Annotated in this window: 20 protein-coding genes; 14 read left to right on the plus strand and 6 right to left on the minus strand. The window is 64.9% G+C overall.

Translation table 11 applies throughout. The annotated features are described in order from the left end of the window. Positions 1-6: 6 nt before the first annotated feature. Together MAB_RS04450 and MAB_RS04455 are read right to left on the minus strand one after the other, a co-directional pair. Positions 7-414 carry a hypothetical protein gene (locus MAB_RS04450; protein ID WP_005083317.1) on the minus strand — a complete coding sequence of 136 codons (408 nt, stop codon included), beginning with the start codon at positions 412-414 and terminating at the stop codon, positions 7-9. A gap of 105 nt (positions 415-519) precedes the next feature. Then, positions 520-954 (minus strand): hypothetical protein, encoded by a 435-nt coding sequence (locus MAB_RS04455; protein ID WP_005083315.1) that lies wholly within the window; start codon positions 952-954, stop codon positions 520-522. A 214-nt stretch (positions 955-1,168) separates the two neighbouring features. On the opposite strand from MAB_RS04455, the gene MAB_RS04460 reads away from it, so the two are divergent. The 6 genes from MAB_RS04460 (at position 1,169) to MAB_RS04485 (ending at position 12,205) form a co-directional block, all read left to right on the plus strand. Beyond that, complete coding sequence (locus tag MAB_RS04460) at positions 1,169-2,377, plus strand: acetyl-CoA C-acetyltransferase (protein WP_005063664.1); 1,209 nt, start codon at positions 1,169-1,171, stop codon at positions 2,375-2,377. A gap of 19 nt (positions 2,378-2,396) precedes the next feature. Further along, complete coding sequence (locus MAB_RS04465; protein ID WP_005083313.1) at positions 2,397-4,556, plus strand: 3-hydroxyacyl-CoA dehydrogenase NAD-binding domain-containing protein; 2,160 nt, start codon at positions 2,397-2,399, stop codon at positions 4,554-4,556. Between the two features lie 512 nt (positions 4,557-5,068). Further along, the gene (locus MAB_RS04470) at positions 5,069-6,460 is read left to right on the plus strand and encodes a condensation domain-containing protein (RefSeq protein ID WP_005083311.1); all 1,392 of its coding nucleotides are present in this window, start codon (positions 5,069-5,071) and stop codon (positions 6,458-6,460) included. Positions 6,461-6,510: 50 nt separating this feature from the next. Then, the gene (locus tag MAB_RS04475; RefSeq protein WP_005063660.1) at positions 6,511-7,710 is read left to right on the plus strand and encodes a serine hydrolase domain-containing protein; all 1,200 of its coding nucleotides are present in this window, start codon (positions 6,511-6,513) and stop codon (positions 7,708-7,710) included. Continuing rightward, positions 7,707-9,071, plus strand: coding sequence for a condensation domain-containing protein (locus MAB_RS04480; protein ID WP_005086672.1), 1,365 nt, complete (start codon positions 7,707-7,709; stop codon positions 9,069-9,071). Before MAB_RS04475 ends, MAB_RS04480 begins: the two co-directional genes overlap by 4 nt. A gap of 2 nt (positions 9,072-9,073) precedes the next feature. Next, entirely contained in the window at positions 9,074-12,205 is a 3,132-nt protein-coding gene (locus tag MAB_RS04485; protein ID WP_005083307.1) for an MMPL/RND family transporter, read from the plus strand. Here the strand turns inward: MAB_RS04485 and MAB_RS04490 are convergent. After that, positions 12,132-12,800 (minus strand): TetR/AcrR family transcriptional regulator C-terminal domain-containing protein, encoded by a 669-nt coding sequence (locus tag MAB_RS04490; RefSeq protein ID WP_005083306.1) that lies wholly within the window; start codon positions 12,798-12,800, stop codon positions 12,132-12,134. The genes MAB_RS04485 and MAB_RS04490 overlap by 74 nt on opposite strands. A gap of 65 nt (positions 12,801-12,865) precedes the next feature. Here MAB_RS04490 and MAB_RS04495 point away from each other — a divergent pair, with 65 nt between their 5' ends. Genes MAB_RS04495 through MAB_RS04505 form a run of 3 tightly spaced genes read left to right on the plus strand, consistent with a single transcriptional unit; the run spans position 12,866 to position 15,859 of the window. Further along, positions 12,866-14,335 (plus strand): FAD-dependent monooxygenase, encoded by a 1,470-nt coding sequence (locus MAB_RS04495; protein ID WP_005092686.1) that lies wholly within the window; start codon positions 12,866-12,868, stop codon positions 14,333-14,335. Position 14,336: 1 nt separating this feature from the next. Next, positions 14,337-15,332 (plus strand): LLM class F420-dependent oxidoreductase, encoded by a 996-nt coding sequence (locus tag MAB_RS04500; protein ID WP_005113303.1) that lies wholly within the window; start codon positions 14,337-14,339, stop codon positions 15,330-15,332. 41 nt (positions 15,333-15,373) lie between these two features. Then, positions 15,374-15,859, plus strand: coding sequence for an SRPBCC family protein (locus tag MAB_RS04505; RefSeq protein ID WP_005083300.1), 486 nt, complete (start codon positions 15,374-15,376; stop codon positions 15,857-15,859). Between the two features lie 14 nt (positions 15,860-15,873). On the opposite strand, the gene MAB_RS04510 is transcribed toward MAB_RS04505, so the two are convergent. Next, positions 15,874-17,526: a DNA repair helicase XPB gene (locus MAB_RS04510; protein ID WP_005063651.1), complete on the minus strand. Its 1,653-nt coding sequence runs from the start codon at positions 17,524-17,526 to the stop codon at positions 15,874-15,876. A 65-nt stretch (positions 17,527-17,591) separates the two neighbouring features. Here MAB_RS04510 and MAB_RS04515 point away from each other — a divergent pair, with 65 nt between their 5' ends. Beyond that, positions 17,592-17,990, plus strand: a complete 399-nt coding sequence (locus MAB_RS04515; RefSeq protein WP_005083298.1) for a DUF2628 domain-containing protein — start codon at positions 17,592-17,594, stop codon at positions 17,988-17,990. Between the two features lie 27 nt (positions 17,991-18,017). Here the strand turns inward: MAB_RS04515 and MAB_RS04520 are convergent, their stop codons facing one another. Continuing rightward, positions 18,018-20,255 carry a helicase-associated domain-containing protein gene (locus tag MAB_RS04520; RefSeq protein ID WP_005134876.1) on the minus strand — a complete coding sequence of 746 codons (2,238 nt, stop codon included), beginning with the start codon at positions 20,253-20,255 and terminating at the stop codon, positions 18,018-18,020. A gap of 63 nt (positions 20,256-20,318) precedes the next feature. Between MAB_RS04520 and MAB_RS25120 the strand changes: the two genes are divergently transcribed. The 4 genes from MAB_RS25120 to MAB_RS04535 are packed head-to-tail and all read left to right on the plus strand — an operon-like array spanning position 20,319 to position 21,898. Beyond that, positions 20,319-20,492, plus strand: coding sequence for a hypothetical protein (locus tag MAB_RS25120; RefSeq protein ID WP_005063648.1), 174 nt, complete (start codon positions 20,319-20,321; stop codon positions 20,490-20,492). 4 nt (positions 20,493-20,496) lie between these two features. After that, positions 20,497-21,009 carry a cyclic pyranopterin monophosphate synthase MoaC gene (moaC, locus tag MAB_RS25125; protein WP_012296355.1) on the plus strand — a complete coding sequence of 171 codons (513 nt, stop codon included), beginning with the start codon at positions 20,497-20,499 and terminating at the stop codon, positions 21,007-21,009. Then, positions 20,994-21,473 carry a MogA/MoaB family molybdenum cofactor biosynthesis protein gene (locus tag MAB_RS04530; protein WP_005083291.1) on the plus strand — a complete coding sequence of 160 codons (480 nt, stop codon included), beginning with the start codon at positions 20,994-20,996 and terminating at the stop codon, positions 21,471-21,473. Before moaC ends, MAB_RS04530 begins: the two co-directional genes overlap by 16 nt. Next, a complete protein-coding gene (locus tag MAB_RS04535; RefSeq protein ID WP_005113306.1) occupies positions 21,470-21,898 on the plus strand; it encodes a molybdenum cofactor biosynthesis protein MoaE in 429 nt (142 codons plus the stop codon). The genes MAB_RS04530 and MAB_RS04535 overlap by 4 nt, the downstream gene beginning before the upstream one ends. Positions 21,899-21,925: 27 nt before the next feature. Here the strand turns inward: MAB_RS04535 and MAB_RS04540 are convergent, their stop codons facing one another. Continuing rightward, positions 21,926-22,633: a class I SAM-dependent methyltransferase gene (locus MAB_RS04540; RefSeq protein ID WP_005102458.1), complete on the minus strand. Its 708-nt coding sequence runs from the start codon at positions 22,631-22,633 to the stop codon at positions 21,926-21,928. Between the last annotated feature and the right edge of the window lie 5 nt (positions 22,634-22,638).

A 22,638-nucleotide genomic window follows, 5' to 3' on the forward strand; every position in this document is an offset into this window, starting at 1 on the left:
CTGGACTTAGCAGCTGGGCGGTTCGAAGGACAGGTCGGTATCCGGGATCGGGCAGAAGTAGTGGCTTAGGCCGGGATTGCCCCGATCGTGGCTGTCCACGAACACCTCGACATCCCGGCCCGTGCTGTAGACGCGGTAGTAGGTGGTGGTGTCCTCGAGGAAGAAGTTCGCGACGGTGGTCACCAACTCCGCACCCGTGCCCCCGGCACGGGCCTGTCGCATGCAGTTCAGGTAATCCGGTGGGATCTCGTGGGACGGCGGCAACATCCGCAGCCGGCCGCACGAGTGCAGCGGTGCTCGCTGATCGAATGCTGCCTCGGCGCTGAGTTGTTCTGGCTCGGCCTGTGCCACCGGCGGATACGCGGCCGCGGCCAGGGCGAGGGTCGCAGTTGCCGTGCAGAGTCGTCTGAGCATCGCTCCAGACTTGCCGGATACGGCACGGCCTGGGGAGGTTTCGGCGAAATCTCGTCGCAGGGCACCGCAATCTACGCGGTGCCCTGGGGTCGCACCCCAGGGCGGCTAGCGGTCGGGCTGGTCTGTCGGTGATACGCAGCTGGGATCCGGTGGGTAGTTCAGCGGTACCGCCCAGCAGTAGAAGTGGCTCCAGCCGGCATTGCCGAACCGATCGGCGCTTGCGTCGGTGAAGATCTCCACGCGCCGGTCCGTCGAGAAGACGCGGTAGTAGGTGGTGATGGGATCACCCTCGAAGGTGGGCTGGACCACGGTGAGTTCTCCGCCGAGTCCGGAGGCTCTGCCGTTGTTCATGCAGTCGCGTTGGGCAGCGGGGAGATCCTCGCGGACGTACCGGTGCGTTCCGCAGTCGGGAAGCGCGATCCGCTGGGTGAACGAGACGGGCGGGGGTGCCGGCTTGCGGTGACCGGGACCATCGGTGAACGACTCCCAGCCATTCCACACCGCGAATATCACCACAAGTGCAATAGCGCCGATGAGCACGCGTCTTAGTGGTCGTGATCGGGTCCACAGCACACTCGAAGCATAGCGTCACAACATTCCCAACCAACGGGTTGGGAGGGCTGCTTACCATGGGTACGCCACCCTGGTCTAACGTAGGGCTGTCTCGGCGAAACTGACCCGGAGTCAATCCGGGTTCTGGGCCGGGGCACCTGCACCACATGCCCCCATACGCACCGGATAAGGACGTATACCCATGACTGAAGCATTCATCTACGAGGCCGTCCGTACGCCTCGCGGCAAGCAGCGTGGCGGCGCTCTCAACGAGATCAAGCCGCTGAACCTGGTGGTCGGCCTCATCGAGGAGATCCGGCACCGTCACCCCGACCTGGACGAGAACCTGATCAGCGATGTCGTGCTGGGTGTCGTGTCCCCGGTCGGCGACCAGGGTGGCGATATCGCCCGCACCGCGGTGCTGGCGGCCGGCCTGCCCGACACCACCGGTGGTGTCCAGCTCAACCGTTTCTGTGCCTCGGGCCTGGAGGCCATCAACATCGGCGCACAGAAGGTGCGTTCCGGCTGGGACGACCTGGTGCTCGCCGGTGGTGTGGAGTCGATGTCGCGCGTGCCGATGGGCAGCGACGGCGGCGCGTGGGCGTCGGACCCGGCCACCAACTACGACGTGTCCTTCGTTCCGCAGGGCATCGGTGCCGACTTGATCGCCACTATCGAGGGCTTCACCCGTGACGATGTGGACGCCTACGCCGCCCGCTCGCAGGAGCGTGCCGCGGCCGCGTGGTCCGGTGGCTACTTCGCCAAGTCCGTTGTGCCGGTCAAGGATCAGAACGGGCTGCTCGTTCTCGATCACGACGAGCACATGCGCCCGGGCACCACCGCGGCAGACCTGGGCAAGCTCAAGCCCGCGTTCGAGGGCCTGGCCGCGCTCGGCGGCTTCGACGACGTGGCGCGCATCAAGTACCACTACGTCGAGAAGATCAACCACGTCCACACCGGTGGCAACAGCTCCGGCATCGTCGACGGCGCCGCCCTGGTGCTGATCGGTTCCGAGGAGGCCGGCAAGTCGCAGGGCCTGACCCCGCGCGCTCGTATCGTGGCCACCGCCACCTCCGGCAGCGAGCCGCTCATCATGCTGACCGGTCCCACCCCGGCGACCAAGAAGGTGCTCGACCGTGCCGGGCTGACCGTGGACGACATCGACCTGTTCGAGCTCAACGAGGCCTTCGCCTCGGTGGTCCTGAAGTTCCAGAAGGACCTGAACATCCCGGACGAGAAGCTCAACGTCAACGGCGGCGCCATCGCGATGGGCCACCCGCTGGGCGCCACCGGCGCCATGATCACCGGCACCATGGTCGACGAGCTGGAGCGTCGCGGCCTCAAGCGTGCCCTCATCACCCTGTGCGTCGGCGGCGGCATGGGTGTAGCCACCATCATCGAGCGAGTCTGAGCTAAGGGAGCGAGAACTTATGTCTGCAAACACCATTCAGTGGGAGAAGGACGCCGACGGCATCGTCACCCTCACCCTGGACGACCCCAACGGCTCGGCCAACGTGATGAACGACGACTACAAGCAGTCGATGGCCGCGGCCGTCAAGCGCCTTGTGGAAGAGAAGGATTCGATCACCGGCGTGGTGATCACCAGCGCCAAGAAGACCTTCTTCGCCGGTGGTGACCTGACCAAGATCATCCAGATCCAGCCGGAGAACGCCCAGGAGGCCTTCAACGAGGTCGAGGAGATCAAGGCCGACCTGCGTACGCTGGAGACCTTCGGCCGCCCCGTGGTGGCGGCCATCAACGGCGCCGCCCTCGGCGGTGGCCTGGAGATCGCGCTGGCGACCCATCACCGGATCGCGGCCGACGTCAAGGGATCTCAGATCGGTCTGCCCGAGGTATCGCTGGGCCTGCTGCCCGGTGGCGGCGGCGTCACCCGGGTTACCCGCATGCTCGGTATCCAGAACGGCTTCGTGACCGTGCTGGCGCAGGGCACCCGCTTCAACCCGACCAAGGCCAAGGAAGTCGGCTTGATCGATGAGTTGGTCGGCTCCGTCGACGAGCTGATCCCGGCCGCCAAGGCGTGGATCAAGGCCAACCCGGAGGCCGTGCAGCGCTGGGATGTCAAGGGCTACAAGATCCCCGGCGGCACCCCAGCAACTCCCGCCCTGGCCGCGATTTTGCCGTCGTTCCCGTCGAACCTGAAGAAGCAGCTCAAGGGTGCGCCGATGCCCGCCCCGCGGGCCATCCTGGCCGCCGCGGTCGAGGGTGCGCAGGTGGACTTCGACACGGCCAGCCGCATCGAGAGCCGTTACTTCACCAGCCTGGCCACCGGCCAGGTCGCCAAGAACATGACGCAGGCGTTCTTCTTCGACCTGCAGCACATCAACGGCGGTGGCTCACGTCCGGACGGCATCGCCAAGCAAGACATCAAGAAGATCGGTGTGCTGGGCGCGGGCATGATGGGCGCCGGTATCGCCTACGTCTCGGCCAAGGCCGGTTACGACGTCGTGCTCAAGGATGTTTCGCTGGAGGCGGCTCAGAAGGGCAAGGGTTACTCCGAAAAGCTTGAAGAGAAGGCTCTTTCGCGGGGCAAGACCACCCAGGAAAAGTCCAGCGAACTCCTCGCAAGAATTCACCCGACTGCCGACCCTGCCGACCTGGCCGGTGTCGACTTCGTGATCGAGGCCGTTTTCGAGAACACCGAGCTCAAGCACAAGGTGTTCCAGGAGATCGAAGACATCGTCGAGCCCAACGCGCTCCTTGGCTCCAACACCTCCACCCTGCCCATCACGGGGCTGGCCACGGGTGTGAAGCGTCAGGAGGACTTCATCGGTATCCACTTCTTCTCGCCCGTGGACAAGATGCCGCTGGTGGAGATCATCCGCGGTGAGAAGACCTCGGACGAGGCGCTGGCCCGGGTGTTCGACTACGTGCTGGCCATCAAGAAGACCCCGATCGTCGTCAATGACAGCCGTGGCTTCTTCACCAGCCGCGTCATCGGCACCTTCGTCAACGAGGCCGTCGCCATGCTGGCCGAGGGCATCGAGCCCGCGACCATCGAGCAGGCCGGCAGCCAGGCCGGATACCCGGCCCCGCCGCTGCAGCTCTCCGACGAGCTGAACCTGACGCTCATGCAGAAGATCCGCAAGGAGACGGCGGAGGCTGCCAAGGCCGAGGGCAAGGAATTGCCGGATGACCCGGCCGGTCGTGTCATCGACACCCTGGTTGAGGCGGGCCGCCCCGGCCGCCTCGGGGGCGCCGGTTTCTACGACTACGTGGACGGCAAGCGCACAGAGCTGTGGCCCGGCCTGCGGGAGACGTTCAAGACCCGCAATGGCGCCGACCCCGCCAACCCGCCGCTGCAGGACCTCATCGAGCGCATGTTGTTCGCCGAGGCCATCGAGACGCAGAAGTGCTTCGACGAGGGTGTGCTGACGTCGACCGCCGATGCCAACATCGGTTCGATCTTCGGCATCGGCTTCCCGGCCTGGACCGGTGGTGTGCACCAGTACATCCTCGGGTACGACGGTCCCGCCGGAAAGGGCAAGGCTGGTTTCGTCGCCCGCGCAAAGGAATTGGCCGCCAAGTACGGTGACCGATTCAACCCGCCTGCTTCGCTCCTGGACGCATAGCAGGTCGAAACAATCCCCTCAGCCGCTCACCCTTTCGGGTGGGCGGCTGAGGTCGTTTCAGGGCCGTTTTCGGGTATGCGCCGAGCAGTTCGCCCGGGGGCGTGGCCGCCGCGGAGGTCCGGATGGGGTGGCGGGGGCCAGAGCAGTGGGGCCCGCGGGGCGTGGCCCACAAAATCTCCGCAAGATCCCGTAGGTTCTCTGCAGGCACTACGGACATAGTTATTGGCACTTCGCGTAACCAGATGCGAACCGCCAGGTCATGCGGTATTTCTGCATGTAAGTTATATTTGCTGGAATTAGGTTACGGTAAGTCTTTCGAGAAGTTGCTGTAGATTGGCGTAACGCTGCGTTACCCACAGTTCATTAGCTATTTCTTTGACGTAACGTACCTTTGCGCGATATTTATTCGCTACGCTGCCCGCGATGGGTAATCTCTTTGCCACCTGCAATGTGGCGGGTAAATCGAGCTTAATTCGGCTTATTTTCAAGATCGCTGTACAGGGATAGGGACGATGGTTGCACTTGGAACGATCCACGACTGGCGCCCGACGCCCGGGACCGTCATCTCCTGGAGCGCTTCACCACGCGCCCGTGAGGTTGCCGCGCAGGCGCCCGCCAGCACGATTCCCCCCAGCTATCAGCAAGCCCAGCATCTGCGCTCCTATCGAGATCTCGCCCGTCAAGACCGCGAGATGGCTCGACTCGGGATCGGATCGTGGGACGTACCCGGCGTCTGCGATATCGACGCCATGACCGCGGCCATCAATGCTCATCTGCGCCGGCACGACACCTATCACTCATGGTTCGAGTTCGACCCGGTGGACAAGATCGTGCGGCACGTGATCGACGATCCGGCGAGCATCGACTTCGTGCCCCAGGATCACGGGTTGCAAGGGCCCGACGAGATTCGTGCTCACCTGCTCCGTACCTCGGGCACTCCGCTGTCGTGGGATTGCTTCACCTTTGGTGTCATCCAGCGCGCAGACCATTTCACCGTCTACATCAGCGTCGACCACCTACACACCGACGGCATGTCGACCGGCATTCTGTACATCGAGATCCAGTTGATGTATGCCAGCCTGGTGCACGGTTCGGCGCTGCAGCTGCCGCCGCCGGCCGGATATCTCGACTTCTCGGCGCGCGAACTCGCGCACAACCAGGCGATGACCCTCGACTCTTTCGAGGTGCAGACCTGGCTCCGGTACGCGCGGGACAACGGTGGCACCTTGCCGGACTTCGCCCTGCCTCTCGGCGACCGCACGGCACCGAACGTCGGCGCCATGGTGGCCATTCCGCTGTTGGACGCCCACGGCACCGTGGCATTCGAAAAGGCTTGTGAACAAGCCGGCGTGCGATTCAGCGGCGGAGTGTTCGCGTGCACGGCGTTGATCGATCGCGAGCTCACCGGTGCCGGCACCTTCTACGGCATCACCCCGTACGACACCCGCGGCACCGCCGAGGAGCAAATGTCCGTCGGGTGGTACGCGAGCTTCATCCCCTTTATCGTTGACATGTCGGACGACTCCTTCGCGACCGTCGCGCGGTCCGCGCAGAAGTCGTTCGACGAATGCCAGCCCCTGGCCAAGGTGCCGTTCGAGCGGGCGCTGGAACTCGCGGGTCCGGATTCGGGGCTGACTGCTCCCGAGTACGTGGTCCCGATGGTGTCCTTCCTGGACGCGCGCAAGATCCCGGTCAGCGCTGAATGGGATCGCATCAATGGTGGAATCTACGGGGACAGCCGTTCTTCCGACCAGGTCTGTATGTGGGTCAACAGGTTTGAGAACGAAACAAACCTGACGATCTCGTTCCCCGACAATGCCGTCGCCCGTGAATCTGTGTCGCGCTATTTCGAAGTAGCACGCGTGGTTTACCAGCGTGTCGCGCAGTCACAGTTCGTTTCCTGAATCCGCGGCACAGGCGCCGCATTGAGCAGCATTGGAAGGTTGGCATTGCCATGAGCACAAGCCTTGATGTCGCGGTGAACGGCACCAACTCACCGGATTTCGATAACGTCCGGCGCGCATTCGCGCTGAACTTCCTGGAGAACGACGAATTGGGTGCGGCCGTAGCGATCTGGGTTGACGGGGAACTCGTCGTCAACCTGTGGGCCGGCTGGGCCGACGAGGCGCGCACCCGCCCGTGGACGGAAGACACCTTGGCGCCGGTGTATTCGGGAACCAAGGGCCTGATGAGCACCTGCGTTCACATGCTCGTCGAGCGCGGTGTGCTCGATCTGTATGCTCCCGTCGCGCGCTACTGGCCTGAATTCGGCCAGGGCGGTAAGGAATCCATCACGCTGGCGATGGTGCTCGGGCACCGCTCGGGTGTGATCGGCCCGCGTACCCGGTTGACTCCGGAGCAGGCGGCCAACTGGGACGAGGTGTGCGAGCACATCGCGCGGGCGACTCCGTGGTGGGAGCCCGGAACCGCCCAGGGTTACCACATGGCCACGTTCGGATTCATTCTCGGCGAGGTCGTTCGCCGCACCACGGGTAAGACGCTCGGGCAGTTCCTGCGTACCGAGATCGCCGAGCCCTATGGGCTGGATGTGCACGTGGGACTGCCGCACAGCGAGCATCACCGGTGCGCAGAACTGATCAACAAGCCGTACCTGCGCGATGTGTTTCGCGGTGCGCCCGGCGAATTCGACTGCATGAGTGATCACCCGCTGGCAGGTCCGCTCATCTCGGGCGACTTCATCCCCGACGACGAGATCGCCCGCAAGGACATCGCGCTGTGGCGCGCGTTGGAGTTCCCCGGCACCAACGCGCACGTTTCCGCGCTGGGCATGGCCACCTTCTACAACGCCATGGCCCTCGGCAAGCTGCTCAGTCACGAGCACATGGATGTGGTGCGGGTGTCCCAAGGTGGATTCGATCCTGATGTGGTGCTGGGTCCCCGGGTGGCGAACCACGGATGGGGTCTGGGCTACATGCTCAACCAGCGCTGCTACGCAGGGCCCAACCAGAAGACGTTCGGGCATGGCGGGTCCGGTGGGTCCTATGCCTTCGTCGATCTGGAGCACCGCATCGGCTACTCGTATGTGATGAACCAATTCGACGTGACCAAGGCGGATGCTGATCCCCGGAGTGTGCGGCTGATCAACGAGCTCTACACCACATTGGGGGTGTCACCGGCGGGAGAATCGCTGTGACGGCAACGATTCAGGAGACCAAGGCGCACGCGGTCGCGACATCCGGCTCGATCGCTCATCTGGACTTCGTCGATCAGGCATCTTTCCTCGGTTTGCGTGCCACGGAAATGGCCACGCTGAGCCAGATGGTGTGGATATATGAGCGCGATATCGACACCGACCGGTTGCGCAGGTTCCACGCCAATCTTGGCCGGGGGTTGTTCGGCCGGCGAATCCAGCGTTCCCGCTTGCCGTTCGGCAGGCACCGATGGGTGCTCGATCCGGCGTGCCACCCGATCGACGTGGAGCTGGCGCCGCTGCCACGCGCCGAACTGCAGGACTGGGTACACCGTCATGCACAGCTGCCGATCGACCCTGAGCATGGCCCCTCCTGGCGACTGGGTGTCACCCGGTTCACCGATGGTGCCGCTGCGGTCAGCCTGGTGGTTTCGCACAGCATCGCCGACGGGGTAGGGCTGTGCCGCGGTATCGCCGACGCCGTCAATGATGCCGAATTACCGCTGGGCTATGCCGAACCGCAGGCGCGCAAGCGTTTTCGGAGCATGAGGGAAGACTTGCGGCGCGCCAGACGCGACCTGCCGGATACCGCGCGGGCCTTTCGCAAGGCCACCAAGCTGTTGACTGCGCGGCGCCAGGACATCAAACACGCCGGGTTGCCCACGATTGCCGCACATGTGGACCGGGTCGCGGCGGCCACCGTGTATCTGGATGAAAACCATTGGGATACACATGCGCATGGCCGTGGTGGCACCAGCAATTCATTGGTGGGCGCCTTCGCGGCCCAGTTGGCCGCCAAGGCGGGGCGGCTGGGACGGGACGGTCGGGTCACCCTTTCCATGCCGGTCAACGAGCGCACCGAGGGTGATCATCGTGCCAACGCGATGACCTCTGTGATGTTCGCGATCGACCCGGTGCGGCTGACCACCGATCTCAGTGGCATCAGGAGCGCCACCAAGAAGGTGCTTTCCGGATTGCGCGACGCACCCGACGAGAAGTGGGCACTGCTGCCGTTGACGCCCTTCATTCCGAAGGCGGCCGCGCGCCGACTCGCCGACGTCGCGTTGGAGTACAACGACTATCCCGTCGGATGTTCGAATGTCGGAGCGCTACCTGCCGAGGTGAATCGTCCCGATGGTACGGAAGCCGACTACATCTTCTGCAAATTGGCCGAGCAAAGGGTGCGGCCCGACAAGGTACTGAGCACCTACGGACAATTGTTCCTGGCATCCGGGCGCGCCAACCGCAAGGTGTTCTTGGCTGTCGTCGCATACCAGCCCGGTGTGATCGAATCACGCGCCGACCTGACCACCCTGCTGGCCGAGACGCTCGACGACTTCGGCCTGCACGCCGTGATCGAGTAGTCGTGGCGGAGAACACAGGTGGCATTTACGGACTGATCGCGCAGATCGTCCGGCGGGCCCCTGTCATCGTGATCGGGCTGTGGATCGGACTGGCCGCGGTGTTGGCCCTGACCGCGCCCTCGTTGCAGAAGGCCATCGAGGACCACCCCGTCGACCTGCTGCCCAAGGACGCTCCCGTAATGGAGACCACCCGGCAGATGGTGGAGTCATTCCAGGAATCGGGTGCGCAGAACATCTTGTTGATCGTGCTCACGAACGAGAACGGGCTGACTCCCGCCGATGAGCAGACCTATCGCATTCTTGCCGCGCGGATGCGCGAGGACACCCGCGATGTGAGCATGGTGCAGGACTTCATCACCAAACCGCCTCTGCGCGAGATGATGTCGAGTACCGACGGCAAGGCGTGGTACCTGCCGGTGGGCCTGCAGGGTGAACTGGCCACCCCCGAATCGGGCAAGGCCTACGTGGGGGCCCTGAAGATCATCAAGGACGCCACCCAGGGGACCAGCCTGAAGGCCTTCACGACGGGGCCGACCGCCACTGTCGGGGACTTGACGGTGGTGGGTGAGCGCGACCTGCACAAGGTCGAAATCACGACGGCTGCTTTGGTTCTGCTCATCTTGTTGATCGTCTACCGCAATCCGGTGACGATGATGCTGCCGCTCATCGTGGTGGGGGTCTCGCTGGGTATCGCTCAGGCCGCCGTCGGCGGATTGGCGCAGATGGGCCTGAGTATCTCGAATCAGACCCTGACGTTCATGACCGCGATGATGATGGGCGCGGGCGTCGACTATGCGGTCTTCCTCATCAGCCGATATCACGAATACATCAAGCAGGGCCTGGCTTCGGACGATGCCGTCGCCGCGGCGCTGGAGTCCATCGGCAAGGTGGTTGCCGCCTCGGCTGCGACGGTCGCAGTGACCTTCCTAGGCATGGGATTCACCAAGTTGGGCATCCTGTCCACCGTGGGTCCGGCACTGAGTGTGTCGATCCTGATCGCTTTCGTGGCATCGGTGACCTTCCTTCCCGCGGTGCTGGTCCTGGTGGGGCGCCGCGGTTGGATCACGCCGCGAAAGGCCTACGCCAACAAGATCTGGCACCGCTCAGGCATCAACATCGTCAAGCGGCCCGGTGCGCACCTGGCGGTCAGTCTGGTCGTTCTGGTCATCCTGGCCACCTGCGGAGCGATGGTGAAATTCGGATACGACGACCGTAAGAACCTGCCGCCCTGGGCCGACAGCAACCAGGGATACGCGGCAATCGAGAAGCACTTCCCGGTCAACTCGACGCTGCCGCAGTACCTCTACATCAAATCGCCTCATGATCTGCGTACCCCGCGGGGGCTGGCCGACCTTGAGCAGATGGCGGCCCGGGTGAGCCAGGTGCCCGGCGTGGACAAGGTGCGCGGTATCACGCGCCCCACGGGTGAACCACTCGAGGAAGCCAAGCTGTCGTATCAGGCCGGTGAGGTCGGCGGGAAGCTGGGCGATGCCTCCAACCTGATCGATGCCCGGACCAGGGACTTGGACAAGCTGGCGGCGGGCGGACACACCTTGGCGGACAAGCTCGGTCAGGTCCGCGACTCGGTGAAGAACTCGTTGGGCACCGCGCGCGCACTGGTTGAGGTGCTTGCCCAGCTGCGGGGCAGTGGTAGGACGGGCACCCTGGCCGACCTGGATTCCGTGGACAAGCTGGTCACCAGCATGCATTCCCTGGGCGATGCCATCGAGGCCAATGCCCAGGGCGCCAGCGAGGTATACGGCTGGATCGAACCCGTCGCGCGCGTGTTGGTGGGCAACCCGGCCTGCGATATGGATCCGGGATGCCGGTCTTCGCGAGACGAGATGAACAAGTTCCTGGAGACCAAACAAGATGGCACCCGGGACAAGATCGTCGAGCTCGGCCGCGAACTGAAGTCGGTGGACAACGACAAGCAGATCAGCTCGACCATCGCCCGGCTACGTACCGCGTTGAATTCGATCGACACCAATCTGCGCCGTTTGGGACTGTCCGATTCCTATGGCATTCAAAAGAGGTTCACCGAGGTTCTGACCGGGGTCAATTCACTGGCCGACGGCAGCGCCCAGCTTGCCGAGGGCGTGCAGATGTTGGTGGATCAGACCAAGCAGATGGGTGGGCAGCTGGGCGATGCCTCGACGCTGTTGGTGGCGGCCAAGCGTGATGCCGCACCCGGGTCGATGTCGGGCTTTTACATCCCGCAGCAGGTGCTGACTCAGGATTCCTTCAAAACAGCTGCTGCCGCGTTTGTTTCAGCGGACGGACATGCGGTGCGCTACCTGGTACAGAGCAACCTGAATCCCTTCAGCCCCGAGGCGATGGATCAGGTCCGCGCTATCCAAGAGGCGGCCCGCAGCGCGCAACCCAACACAACACTCTCGGATGCGTCCATCTCGATGGCCGGACTGTCGGCGATGTACAACGACATCCGCAACTACTACAACCACGATCTGCGATTCATCATCGTGCTCACCGTGATCGTGGTGCTGCTCATTCTGGTCGCGCTGCTGCGCGCGATCGTGGCGCCGCTGTATCTCATTGGTTCAGTGATCATTTCGTATGCGTCGGCGGTAGGTATCGGCGTGATCGCCTTCCAATTCATCGGCGGCCAGCCGTTGAGCTGGAGTGTGCCCGGAATGGCCTTCATCGTGCTGGTGGCGGTGGGTGCCGACTACAACCTGCTGTTCATATCACGCATTCGCGATGAGTCGCCGGACGGTATTCGCTCGGGCGTCATCAAGACGGTCAAGTCCACCGGTGGCGTGATCACCTCTGCGGGAGTCATTTTCGCCGCGTCCATGTTCGGCCTGCTGATCGGCAATCTGCAGTCGATGGTGGAGGCTGGTTTCATCATCGGCATGGGCCTGCTGCTGGATACCTTCCTGGTGCGCACCATTACCATTCCTGCCCTGGTGGTGCTGTGCGGGCAGGCCAACTGGTGGCCCTCGGCGAGCGTGGAATCATGGTTCCGCCAGCGCTTCTCGCGTTCGAAGCCGGACGCGCAGGAAGGGGATTGCGCCGTCTCGGACGATCCCGAGGCTGCTAGCGGCGAGTCGTCACCCGAGGAGCCGCTGATTTCCGCTTCGCGTGAAGTCGAGCTCGCAGGCCGTCGATGATGATCGTCAGCCCATCTTCGAAATCGGCATCGAAGTCGGGGTCGTAGATCTCCGAGAAGGCCTCCGCGACCGCGGGATACTTGTGCAGGTCGAGCTTGGCCAGCAGATTCTCTTCGGTGTACGGGTTGGGCCCCGGGTACTCGGAGCCGTCCCGGGACTGCTGCTCAATCGTGAAACCGATTGTGTAGTGGTAGATAGCGGGTGATAATCGAGCGGCTTCGCGAACGGTGAAGCCCGCCGACGTCATGGCGTCCAGCAGCGGCTCCACCATGTCGGCGGCATTGGTCGCAAAGGTGCCGGCGAGTATCCGGGCGCCCTGGTGGTACCGCAGCATTGCCTGCCGAAATGCGCGAGCTCCGTTGGCCAGGAAAACATCCCAGGGTGCGGTCGAGAGATCGAAGGATTCGTAGGCCTCTTGAACGATCACCTCGCCCATGAGGTCGATGAGTTCTCGGCGGTTCTTCACATGCCAGTAGAGGGCTGGCGCCTGGACGCCGAGTGAGGCGGCGAGTGCGCGCATGGTCAGTCCGTCGCTGCCCTTCTCGTCCAGCAGGGCCAGTCCGGCGCGTGCGATCGTCTCTCGATTCAAAATCACGTTGACACTTTAACATCGTTAAAGACATTATGGTGTTAATGCCGATAACGATGTTAAGGAGTGTTATGGCTGAGCATGCGGTTGTTGTCGCGGGCGCAGGCCCGACCGGATTGATGTTGGCCGGTGAGCTGGCCCTTGCGGGCATCGATGTCGCTCTCCTGGAGCGCCGCGGCAGTCATGAGGAAGTGGGATCTCGTGCGGCGGGCCTGCATTCGCGCACCATCGAAGTCTTCGATCAGCGGGGGATCGCAGAGCGATTCCTCGCCCAGGGACGTACCGGTCAGGTCACCCACTTTTCGGGCATTTTCATGAGCATCGAGGACTTTCCGACCCGTCACCCCTACGCGCTGGGCCTACTGCAGCACTACACCGAGAAGACGCTGGCGGCCTGGATCGACGAGCTCGGGGTACCGATCTATTACAACGCCGAGGCTGTTGGCCTCGGTCAGGACGACGTCGGCGTGGACGTGGCACTTGCCGACGGAAGCACCCTGCGGGGGCAGTACCTCGTCGGGTGTGACGGCGGGCGCAGCACCATCCGCAAGGCGGCCGGGATCGGCTTTCCGGGACATGACCCGTCCTGCTCGGCGATGCTGGTCGATGCCGAAATCACCGAACAACCGCTGGAGTTCGGCTTGCTGCGCAAGCCCGGGCAGGCGTTCCTCGGCATCCTGCCGTTCGAAGAAGGCTGGTGCCGGCTCGCCTTCAGTACCGGCCTGGACCGGCTCGGCGTCGAACCGACGCTGGAAGAGGCCAAAGAAGCGCTGATCGCCATCGCGGGAACAGATTTCGGAATACACAATCCGCGGTGGATATCCCGCTTCTCCGATATGACACGTCAGGCCGACAGGTATCGAGACGGGCGGGTGTTCTTGGCCGGTGATTCCGCGCATATTCATTTCCCATTCGGCGGCCAGGGGCTGAACACCGGCATCCAGGACGCGGTCAACCTGGGCTGGAAGCTTGCCGCGGTCATCAAGGGGCATGCCCCGGACGCGCTGCTGGACACCTATCACCTGGAGCGCCACCCTGTCGCCGAACGGGTGCTGCACAACACCATGGCGCAAACGCCGTTGTCCGAAGCCGGTCCGCGGATCGACGCGTTGCGTGACATCGTGGCGGACCTGCTGGCCATGGACGAACCGCGCAAGCGCATCGCCGGAATGATGAGCGGGCTGGACATCCACTACATGTTGGGCGACGGACATCAACTGTTGGGCCGCCGGATGCCCGACCTCGACGTGGTGACGGCGGACGGGGCGGTGCGGGTTTACGAACATCTGCACACCGCGCGCCCCGTGTTGTTCAACTTCGGGGCTCGGCAGATCCTGAATGTCGAGGGATGGGAAGATCGAGTACACGTGGTCGACGCCAAATATTCAGGAATATGGGAACTTCCGGTGTTGGGTGAGGTGTCGGCGCCGGATGCGGTGCTCGTGCGGCCCGACGGGTATGTGGCGTGGGTGGGCGAGGGCAGTGCGGATGGACTTCGCGGCGCGCTGACCCGATGGGTGGGATCACCTTCTCGGGCGTAGTGTGGCCCAGGTGGCCGAGACACTGGAGTTCGGAGTCTTCATCCCGCAAGGCTGGCGTCTGGATTTGGTAGGCATCGCCCCGGAGCGTCATTGGGACGTGATGCGCGATCTCGTGCACTACGCGGAGGGCGGTCCCTGGGACTCGGTGTGGGTCTACGACCACTTTCACACCGTGCCGGTGCCCACCGACGAGGCGACCCATGAGGCGTGGACGTTGATGTCGGCCTTCGCCGCCGTGACCTCACGAATCAAACTGGGGCAGATGTGTACGGCGATGGGATACCGAAATCCGGTGTACCTGGCCAAGATTGCGGCCACCGTGGACATCATCTCGGGCGGGCGTGCCCAGATGGGCATCGGCGGCGGTTGGTACGAGCACGAGTGGCGCGCGTACGGCTATGGCTTTCCCGGTGCCGCCGAACGTCTGGGCAGACTGCGCGAAGGGGTGCGCATCATGCGCGATGCCTGGCGTGACGGCCGGGTGAGCCTGGACGGTACTTATTACCAGGTGGACGACGCCATTGTGGCGCCTACGCCCTTGCAGTCGAACGGGATTCCGCTATGGATCGCCGGCGGTGGCGAGAAGGTGACATTGCGTATCGCGGCACGCTATGCGCAGTACACCAACTTTGGTCAGACGGCCGAAGAATTCGGACACAAGTCGAGAGTGCTTGCCGCCCACTGCAAGGACATCGGCACGGATTTTGATGCGATTGTCCGAAGCGCCAACATGAACATCGTGATCGGGTCCGACGCCGGCGAGGTGGCCGATCGACTGGCGGCCATCAAGGCGCGGCTGGTACCCATCATCGGCGAGGACGTCGCCGAGGGCACGGTGGCGAACCTGGCGACGACCGCGGGAACCCCGGAGCAGATCGCTGAGCGGTTGGCCGAGTACCGCGGGCTGGGCCTGGGCTACGCGATATGCAACTTTCCGGAGGCGGCCTACGACCGTTCCGGTATCGACTTGTTCGTGCGGGAGGTCATTGGGGTCTAGCCCCATTGTTTACGGCCTAACCGATACCGTAAGTTACGGGAATGCCTTCGCTTGACGCAGTCGATGAAGCCTTCCTGTCCAGCGCTCCGGTGCGAGCGAGCCACACCATTTCCGTGCCGGTTTCCGCCGACACGGTGTGGCGCGAGCTGACCAACGACACCACACTGCGCTGGCTGGCGCCCGGCATCCGGGTCGTGTGGGGCTCCCCCCGCGCCGGAGTGGGGGCGGTGCGCAAGATCGGGCCGGTGGTGGGCCCGAAGGTCAACGAGCACTACTTCCTCTGGGAGGAGGGCAGGCGCAAGGCGTTCTACGTGACCAGCCTGCCGGTCCCGATACCGGGCATACGGGCCTTCGCCGAGGACTACGTGGTGACGCCGACCGAACACGGGGCCGACTTCACCTGGGCATGGGCGATCGACGGCACCGGCCCCATTCGCAACGCCACCCCGGCGGTGGATGCCATCGTCGGTTTCTCGATGAAGCGCACCAAGGCGTACTTCGACAAGATCGCCGCGTCGGGCGGGTAACCCGCAGCGAGCGGCTAACCGATGGTGGGGCCCAGCAGGTCATCCGCATCGGTGATGCGGTACCCGTAGCCCTGCTCGGCCAGGAAGCGCTGCCGGTGTGCGGCGTACTCGGCGTCGAGGGTGTCGCGCGAGACCACCGAATAGAAGTAGGCCTGCCCACCGTCGGCCTTGGGGCGCAGCAGCCGCCCGAGGCGCTGCGCTTCTTCCTGCCGCGAGCCGAAGGTTCCCGAAACCTGCACGGCAACAGACGCCTCCGGAAGATCGATGGAGAAGTTGGCGACCTTGGACACCACCAGGGTGCCGATCTCGCCACGCCGGAACGCGTCGAAGAGCGCCTCGCGTTCGGCGTTTTTGGTGGAGCCCTGGATCACGGGGGCATCCAGTTCGGTGCCCAGTTCGTCCAGCTGATCCAGGTATGCGCCGATCACCAGTGTCGGCGCGCCGGGGTGGCGGGCCAAGATCGACTTCACCACGTTGATCTTGGTGTGGGCCGTGGAACAGAGCTTGTAGCGCTCGTCGGCCTCGGCGGTCGCGTAGATCATCCGCTCGTTGTCGGTGAGCGTGACGCGCACCTCGATGCATTCAGCGGGGGCGATCCAGCCTTGTGCCTCAATGTCTTTCCATGGCGCGTCATAGCGCTTGGGGCCAATGAGGCTGAACACGTCGCCCTCGCGGCCGTCCTCCCGGATGAGTGTGGCGGTGAGGCCGAGGCGGCGCCGTGACTGCAGGTCTGCGGTCATCCGGAACACCGGGGCGGGCAGCAGGTGCACCTCGTCGTACACGATCAGGCCCCAGTCGCGGCTGTCGAACAGTTCCAGGTGGCGGTACTCGCCCTTGGTGCGGCGGGTAATCACCTGATAGGTGGCGATGGTGACCGGCCGAATCTCCTTGCGCTCGCCCGAGTATTCGCCGATCTCGTCCTCCGTCAACGAGGTGCGCGCGAGGAGCTCGCGTTTCCACTGCCGCCCGGCAACGGTATTGGTGACCAGAATGAGCGTGGTGGCCTGCGCCTTGGCCATCGCGGCGGCGCCCACCAGCGTCTTGCCCGCGCCGCAGGGCAGCACCACCACGCCGGAGCCACCCGCCCAGAAGGAGTCGGCAGCCATCTGCTGATAGTCCCGCAGCTCCCAGCCATCCTGCGCCAGGGTGATCGGGTGGGCCTCGCCGTCCACATAGCCCGCGAGATCCTCTGCGGGCCAGCCAATTTTGAGCAGCATCTGCTTGATGCGGCCACGCTCACTGGGGTGCACCTGGATGGTGTCGTCGTCGATGCGGGCACCGAACATGGGGGCGATCTTCTTGTGCCGCAGCACCTCTTCGAGCACGGCGCGGTCCAGGCTCACCAGGGTGAGGCCGTGCGCCGGATGCTTGACCAGTTGTAGGCGCCCGTAGCGCGCCATGGTGTCGACGATGTCGACCAGCAGTGGCTGCGGCACCGCGTAGCGGGAGAAGGTGACGAGGGCGTCGACCACCTGTTCGGCATCATGTCCCGCGGCGCGGGCGTTCCACAGTGCGAGCGGGGTGATGCGGTAGGTGTGTACGTGTTCGGGGGCGCGTTCGAGCTCGGCGAACGGGGCGATAGCCTGGCGCGCCGCGTCTGCCTGGTCGTGGTCGACCTCCAGCAGCACGGTCTTATCGGACTGGACGATCAGCGGTCCATCGGTCATTCGATCCAGGATAGTGACCCGCGGCGACATTGGAGGATGTCGTCTGTCATTGCTAGATTGCTGCGGTGACGATACCTCAAGACCGCAGCGCTCTGGCGGAGATTTGGCAGCGACGGTTCGCGTTCTATGATCACTACGCTGCGGCTCCGACGAAAGAAGAGGCGAACGCCATCTTTCGCGCGGGCCCGTTTTGGACGCGCATCCGGTTGACCAGTAATTTCCTGGCCTTTTTCTTTGGTCCGATCTACTTCTTCGTTAAGGGTATGTGGCGCAAGGGCTTGGTGCTGTTGGGAATCAGTCTGGGGATCGGTGTGGTGCTCGGGGTTGTAGGAGCTTCCGACAGTGTGACGCGCGCAGTCTCCATAGGCTTTGCTGCGATGTTCATGGGTATCGCCAACCAGGCCTACTACTTGCACTGGGTTCGCAAGAGCGAGTCATGGAATCCCTTCGAAGGTGTCCGCTGACGCACTAGGTGGATTCGTCGAACCGGCTCAGCCCGGCGGCGAGACCGCGGTGATGCGATGAATCGCGAAGTCACGGATGCGCCCGGCAGCGGTGTCGAAGGCCGACAACTGCCCACCGCGCACACTGATCGGGTTGACCACGCGCGACGAGGCCACCCCGGCCGGGTCCACGTACCCGATCAACACACTGGTCTGGGCCTTGGCGGACTGCTGTAGCAGCGCCACCGCATGCGACGGCTCGATGCGTACCCCGTCGTGGTCGCCCGCCGCGCGCAATGCCTTCACGACGGCCGCGGCGGCGGGCTCACTGAGCACCGGCGGCGTCCACCCCATCCGGTGCGGTTGTGGGGTCACCCGCGCGCGGTGCGCGCGTAGCTCCACGATCGTCCCGGTCGCGTCCTCCGCGGCGGGGGCGAAACCGGCCGAGCGCAGCCCGGTCACCAGCTCGGCCAGCGGGGCCAGCGACACCGCGACAGTGGGCGCCAGCAGCCGCAGCCCCAAGTCCTCCGCCAGTACCGAGGCCATCACCTGTGCCAGCAGGGCGACGTCATCGCAGCGCAGGAACGACGTCGCCACCCCGGCCCGCAGCTGACCGTGTCGCCGGGCCACATCGTCGATCAGATACGTCAGCGACTGCGGGACAGGGGTTTTCGAGTGCGATCCGAAGAAACTGTGCAGCGAGGTGGCGGTCTTCCCCGAATCCAGCGCGCGCCGGATGGTGGCCTCGCTGACCCTAAAGACGCTGGCAGCCCCCGCCGATTCCAGATCTGCCACGGCCGCCAGATCCAGCTCGACCTCGCGCGTGAGCGGTCCGGGTGCGACGACGGTCAGGTCGGCCTGTACCAGGAAGTGGTCGATGGGGGCGGGGAGCGCCTTTTCCATCGCGGCCAGGGTCGTCGTTTCGTCGCCGCTGCTGTCCAGGAACGTGCGCACATGCGTCGTGAGCGCGCCGCGGCCGATCACGCCCAGGGTCGTCGCCTCGAACAGCAGCGCCGTCACGGGTTCGACGCCCAGCCGGGCGCCCCAGCGCGGGCGGCGCCACCGCATCACCCGGGACAGCTCTTCGGCCCGCAGTCCATGCCCGGGGTCCAGCTCGCCCAGAATCTCCAGGAGCAGCTTGCGGTCATGCGGCGCCGCCGTGGACCGCAGTGAATCTGAAAGGGCCGCAATCGGTTTGTCATCGCTGGTGCGCTTGCCGATCAGGTCGGGGCGCGCCGCGAGCATCAACCACGCCGACATCAAGCGGAACCAGCGGGTCGCGGTCGGAAGCTCGGCGAATCGGTCGGCCTGCGTGGTCGGCGCCCAGTGCCAGCCGTCGGCATCGGTGTCGACATCGGGGTCGCCGACGGCGATCAGCTCCGCTGCGGCCAGTACCTCCAGCAATAGACCCATGCGGTTGTCCTCGAGGCCGGTCGCCTTTGCCAGCCGCTTGACCTCACGCACGCCCAGCCCACCGCTGCGCAGCTGGGGCGCGGGGTTGACCCCGAGTTCGTCGAGCAGCAGGCCCACCTCGCGCAGCAAGTCAAGGGCCGCTCCGGCGGCGGCCGCGTCGGCCTCGGACTGGGTAGCCGTTGTCGTCTCGACGGCCGGTGGCTGCAGGCGGTCGGGCTCCTCGCCGCGAAGCAGCTGCGCCACGAACCGGGGCAGCAACACGGTCTCGTCGTCGATGCGCTGCAGCAGGCCGGCCGCCAGCAGTCGCTGCACCGGACGGTCCGGTGGGGCGCCGGGAGCGGCGTCGCGGGTGCGGCCGATGGGAGATCCGGCGATGAGGGCCCGCAGCAGTTCCATGCCGCGCTCGTCGGCACCCTCCAATGCCGTGCGCGCTTCGTCGTAGGAATCGGGGGTGTGCTCGCTGATCACTTGCCCGACCACCCAGGGGAGGCCGAACCGGGTCTCACCCGCCAGATACAGCAGCTCGCCCTCTTCCCACACCAGCGCCAGCTCGCGCAGCCGATCCAGTGTGGCGCGTACCTGCAGCTCCGTGGCCCGCCCGTCGACCTGAGCGAGTACATTCGCGATCGGGATGCCCGCGACATCGGCACGCGCCACCAGCAGCGCATCCAGCACCGCCAGCGTCAAAAAGTCCAGGTTGTCGGTGGCCGCGCGCACCGACTGGCGTGACAGCGCACGCCCCGCCAGCGCCGCCAGCGAACCCGGCGGCGGCGAGGCCAAATCGGGCCGCAGCCGCACTAGTCGTACCAACTGTTCATCTGGCAAGCGGCGTAACCACGCCGACAAACCAGCCAACGCCGCATCGTCACTCATCGATCACCAGCGTAGAGGCGGGTTGGGTTCGCCGTCGGCCTCTCGGCCTGCCACAATGGCTGCGTGGCTGACAAAGAGCAATATGTCGACAACGGCTGGCCCGCGCACGTGGACGGCGAGCACGCCGTCTCCGAGCTGGCGGCCGACCGCACCGGAGCGCTCTCACCGTTCGGTGACCTTGAGTTCCCGGTGGAGTCCGTGCCCTACGTGCACCCCGTCACCGTCATCAACAAGTAGAGCGGTGCCTGAGGGTCTTCGCGCAAGCGGCTCATCCGGGCCCGAGGGGCTCTCCCATATCGATGAGCACGGGTCCGCGCACATGGTCGACGTGTCGGCCAAGCAGGCCACCGCACGCGAGGCCGTCGCGGCGGGGCGCTTTGTCACTACTCCCGAGGTTCTGAAGCTTCTCTCAGACGGCACGTTGCCCAAGGGCGACGCCATCGCCACTGCCCGTCTGGCCGCCATCATGGCCGCCAAACGCACCAGCGAACTCATCCCGCTGTGTCATCAGATACCGCTGACCGGTATCGAGGTGGATTTCGCGATCGATGCCACCGCGGGATCCATTCAGATCACGGCTGTCGCCCGCACCAAGGACCGCACCGGGGTCGAGATGGAGGCGCTGACCGCGGTGACGGTTGCCGGCCTGACCTTGCACGACATGGTCAAGGCCGTCGATCCCGCCTCACGTATCGACGACGTCAGGGTGCTACGCAAAGAGGGCGGTAAGACCGGAACATGGACCCGACCCTGAGATCGGCGCGGGTGATCGTGGCCTCCACTCGGGCGGCAACCGGTCAGTACACCGATAGGACAGGCCCCATCATCGTCGAATGGCTTGGTGCACAAGGATTCCGTGTAGACGAGCCGGTTGTGGTGCCCGACGGTGAGGCGGTGGGAGACGCGATACGTTCCGCGCTCGGCGCCTCACTCGTCATCACCACCGGAGGCACCGGGCTTTCGCCCACCGATTCCACTCCCGAACAGACCGCCGCGTTGCTGGACTATCAGGTCCCAGGCCTGGCCGATGCGATCCGGCGCTCCGGGCTGCCCGCGGTCCCCACCAGCATCCTGTCCCGCGGCGTCTGCGGGGTCGCCGGGCGCACCCTGGTGGTCAACCTGCCCGGCTCCGCCGGCGGCGTCCGCGACGGGCTCGCGGTGCTCGGCGGCGTGCTCGGCCACGCCTTGGACCAGCTAGCCGGGGGTGATCACGTATGAGCACCGCCGTCACTCGTGCCCTGTTGACCGCGGAGTCCATCTCGCTGATCGAACACGAGAGGCTGGTCGATCATGAATCGGCCGGCGCCACTGTTGGATTCGTCGGCAATGTGCGCGACCACGACGGCGGCAAGACGGTGCTGCGGCTGGAGTATTCGGCGCATCCGTCGGCGCAGCAGGTGCTCACCGATGTGGTGCGGCGCATCGCCGAGGAAGCAGACGGCGTACGGGCCGTCGCGGTGAGCCATCGCATCGGTGCGCTGATGGTGGGGGAAGCAGCCTTCGTGGTGGCCGTGAGCGCAGACCACCGCCGTCAGGCCTTCGCCACCTGTCAGCGCCTCGTCGACGACGTGAAGGCCGCGCTGCCGGTGTGGAAACACCAGTTCTTCGCCAACGGCACCGACGAGTGGGTGGGCTCGGCCTGAAAACTCCGGTCGCCCAACATGGCCCGGCTACATCCGTTCGGCGATCACCGTGTACACCGGCACGTGCAGCAGCGGATCGGTGACATCCTGGTCCAGCCGGTCCAGTACGGCGGGGTCTCCACGGTAGGAGCCGCGAATCGCGTTGAGAAATTCGGCTTTTGGCGCACTCATGGTCGTCGGGTTTATTTGCAGGACCGACCACCCGCTGGTGGTCAGCACCTGCTCGATTTCCTCGGCTCGCTGCCCATTCTGGAATGGTGTGGGCACGCCGTGCACCGCGCCTTGTGCGAAACACCAGATGTACCAACGCGCTCCGGGGCGAGTGGCGCGGTGCAGCGCGCTCGCGTACTCGGTGTGGCCCTCGGCGTCGAAGCAGTGGTAGACGCCGCTGTCGATCACGGTATCGAACCGCGCGTCCCAGCCGTCGAGTGTGGTCGCGTCGGCCACCTGGAAGTCGACGGCTACGCCCGCGGCGGCCGCCCGGCCCTTTGCCTGTTCTATCGCCGAGGGCGCAAAATCCAAGCCGGTGACATTAAAGCCTTGCTGAGCGAGGTAAATGGCATTGTCGCCGAGGCCACAGCCGATGTCCAGGACGTCGCCGCGGATCGCGCCCAGTAGGGCCAGCTCCTTGATACGGGGTTTGGCATCCTTGGAATCCCACGGCACGATGGGGCCGCCCTCATGGAGGCTGTCGCGATAGAGGTCCTCGAAGATGTTCTGGGTCGGTGCACCCATGGCGT

Origin of the sequence: Mycobacteroides abscessus ATCC 19977 (assembly GCF_000069185.1) — a bacterium.
Taxonomy (GTDB): domain Bacteria; phylum Actinomycetota; class Actinomycetes; order Mycobacteriales; family Mycobacteriaceae; genus Mycobacterium; species Mycobacterium abscessus.

Coding starts and splice junctions, on each gene's coding strand:
- MAB_RS04450 (WP_005083317.1), bottom strand. CDS start 414: ATGCTCAGACGACTCTGCACGGCAACTGCGACCCTCGCCCTGGCCGCG.
- MAB_RS04460 (WP_005063664.1), top strand. CDS start 1,169: ATGACTGAAGCATTCATCTACGAGGCCGTCCGTACGCCTCGCGGCAAG.
- MAB_RS04465 (WP_005083313.1), top strand. CDS start 2,397: ATGTCTGCAAACACCATTCAGTGGGAGAAGGACGCCGACGGCATCGTC.
- MAB_RS04470 (WP_005083311.1), top strand. CDS start 5,069: ATGGTTGCACTTGGAACGATCCACGACTGGCGCCCGACGCCCGGGACC.
- MAB_RS04475 (WP_005063660.1), top strand. CDS start 6,511: ATGAGCACAAGCCTTGATGTCGCGGTGAACGGCACCAACTCACCGGAT.
- MAB_RS04495 (WP_005092686.1), top strand. CDS start 12,866: ATGGCTGAGCATGCGGTTGTTGTCGCGGGCGCAGGCCCGACCGGATTG.
- MAB_RS04505 (WP_005083300.1), top strand. CDS start 15,374: ATGCCTTCGCTTGACGCAGTCGATGAAGCCTTCCTGTCCAGCGCTCCG.
- MAB_RS04510 (WP_005063651.1), bottom strand. CDS start 17,526: ATGACCGATGGACCGCTGATCGTCCAGTCCGATAAGACCGTGCTGCTG.
- MAB_RS04520 (WP_005134876.1), bottom strand. CDS start 20,255: ATGAGTGACGATGCGGCGTTGGCTGGTTTGTCGGCGTGGTTACGCCGC.
- MAB_RS04530 (WP_005083291.1), top strand. CDS start 20,994: ATGGACCCGACCCTGAGATCGGCGCGGGTGATCGTGGCCTCCACTCGG.
- MAB_RS04535 (WP_005113306.1), top strand. CDS start 21,470: ATGAGCACCGCCGTCACTCGTGCCCTGTTGACCGCGGAGTCCATCTCG.
- MAB_RS04540 (WP_005102458.1), bottom strand. CDS start 22,633: ATGGGTGCACCGACCCAGAACATCTTCGAGGACCTCTATCGCGACAGC.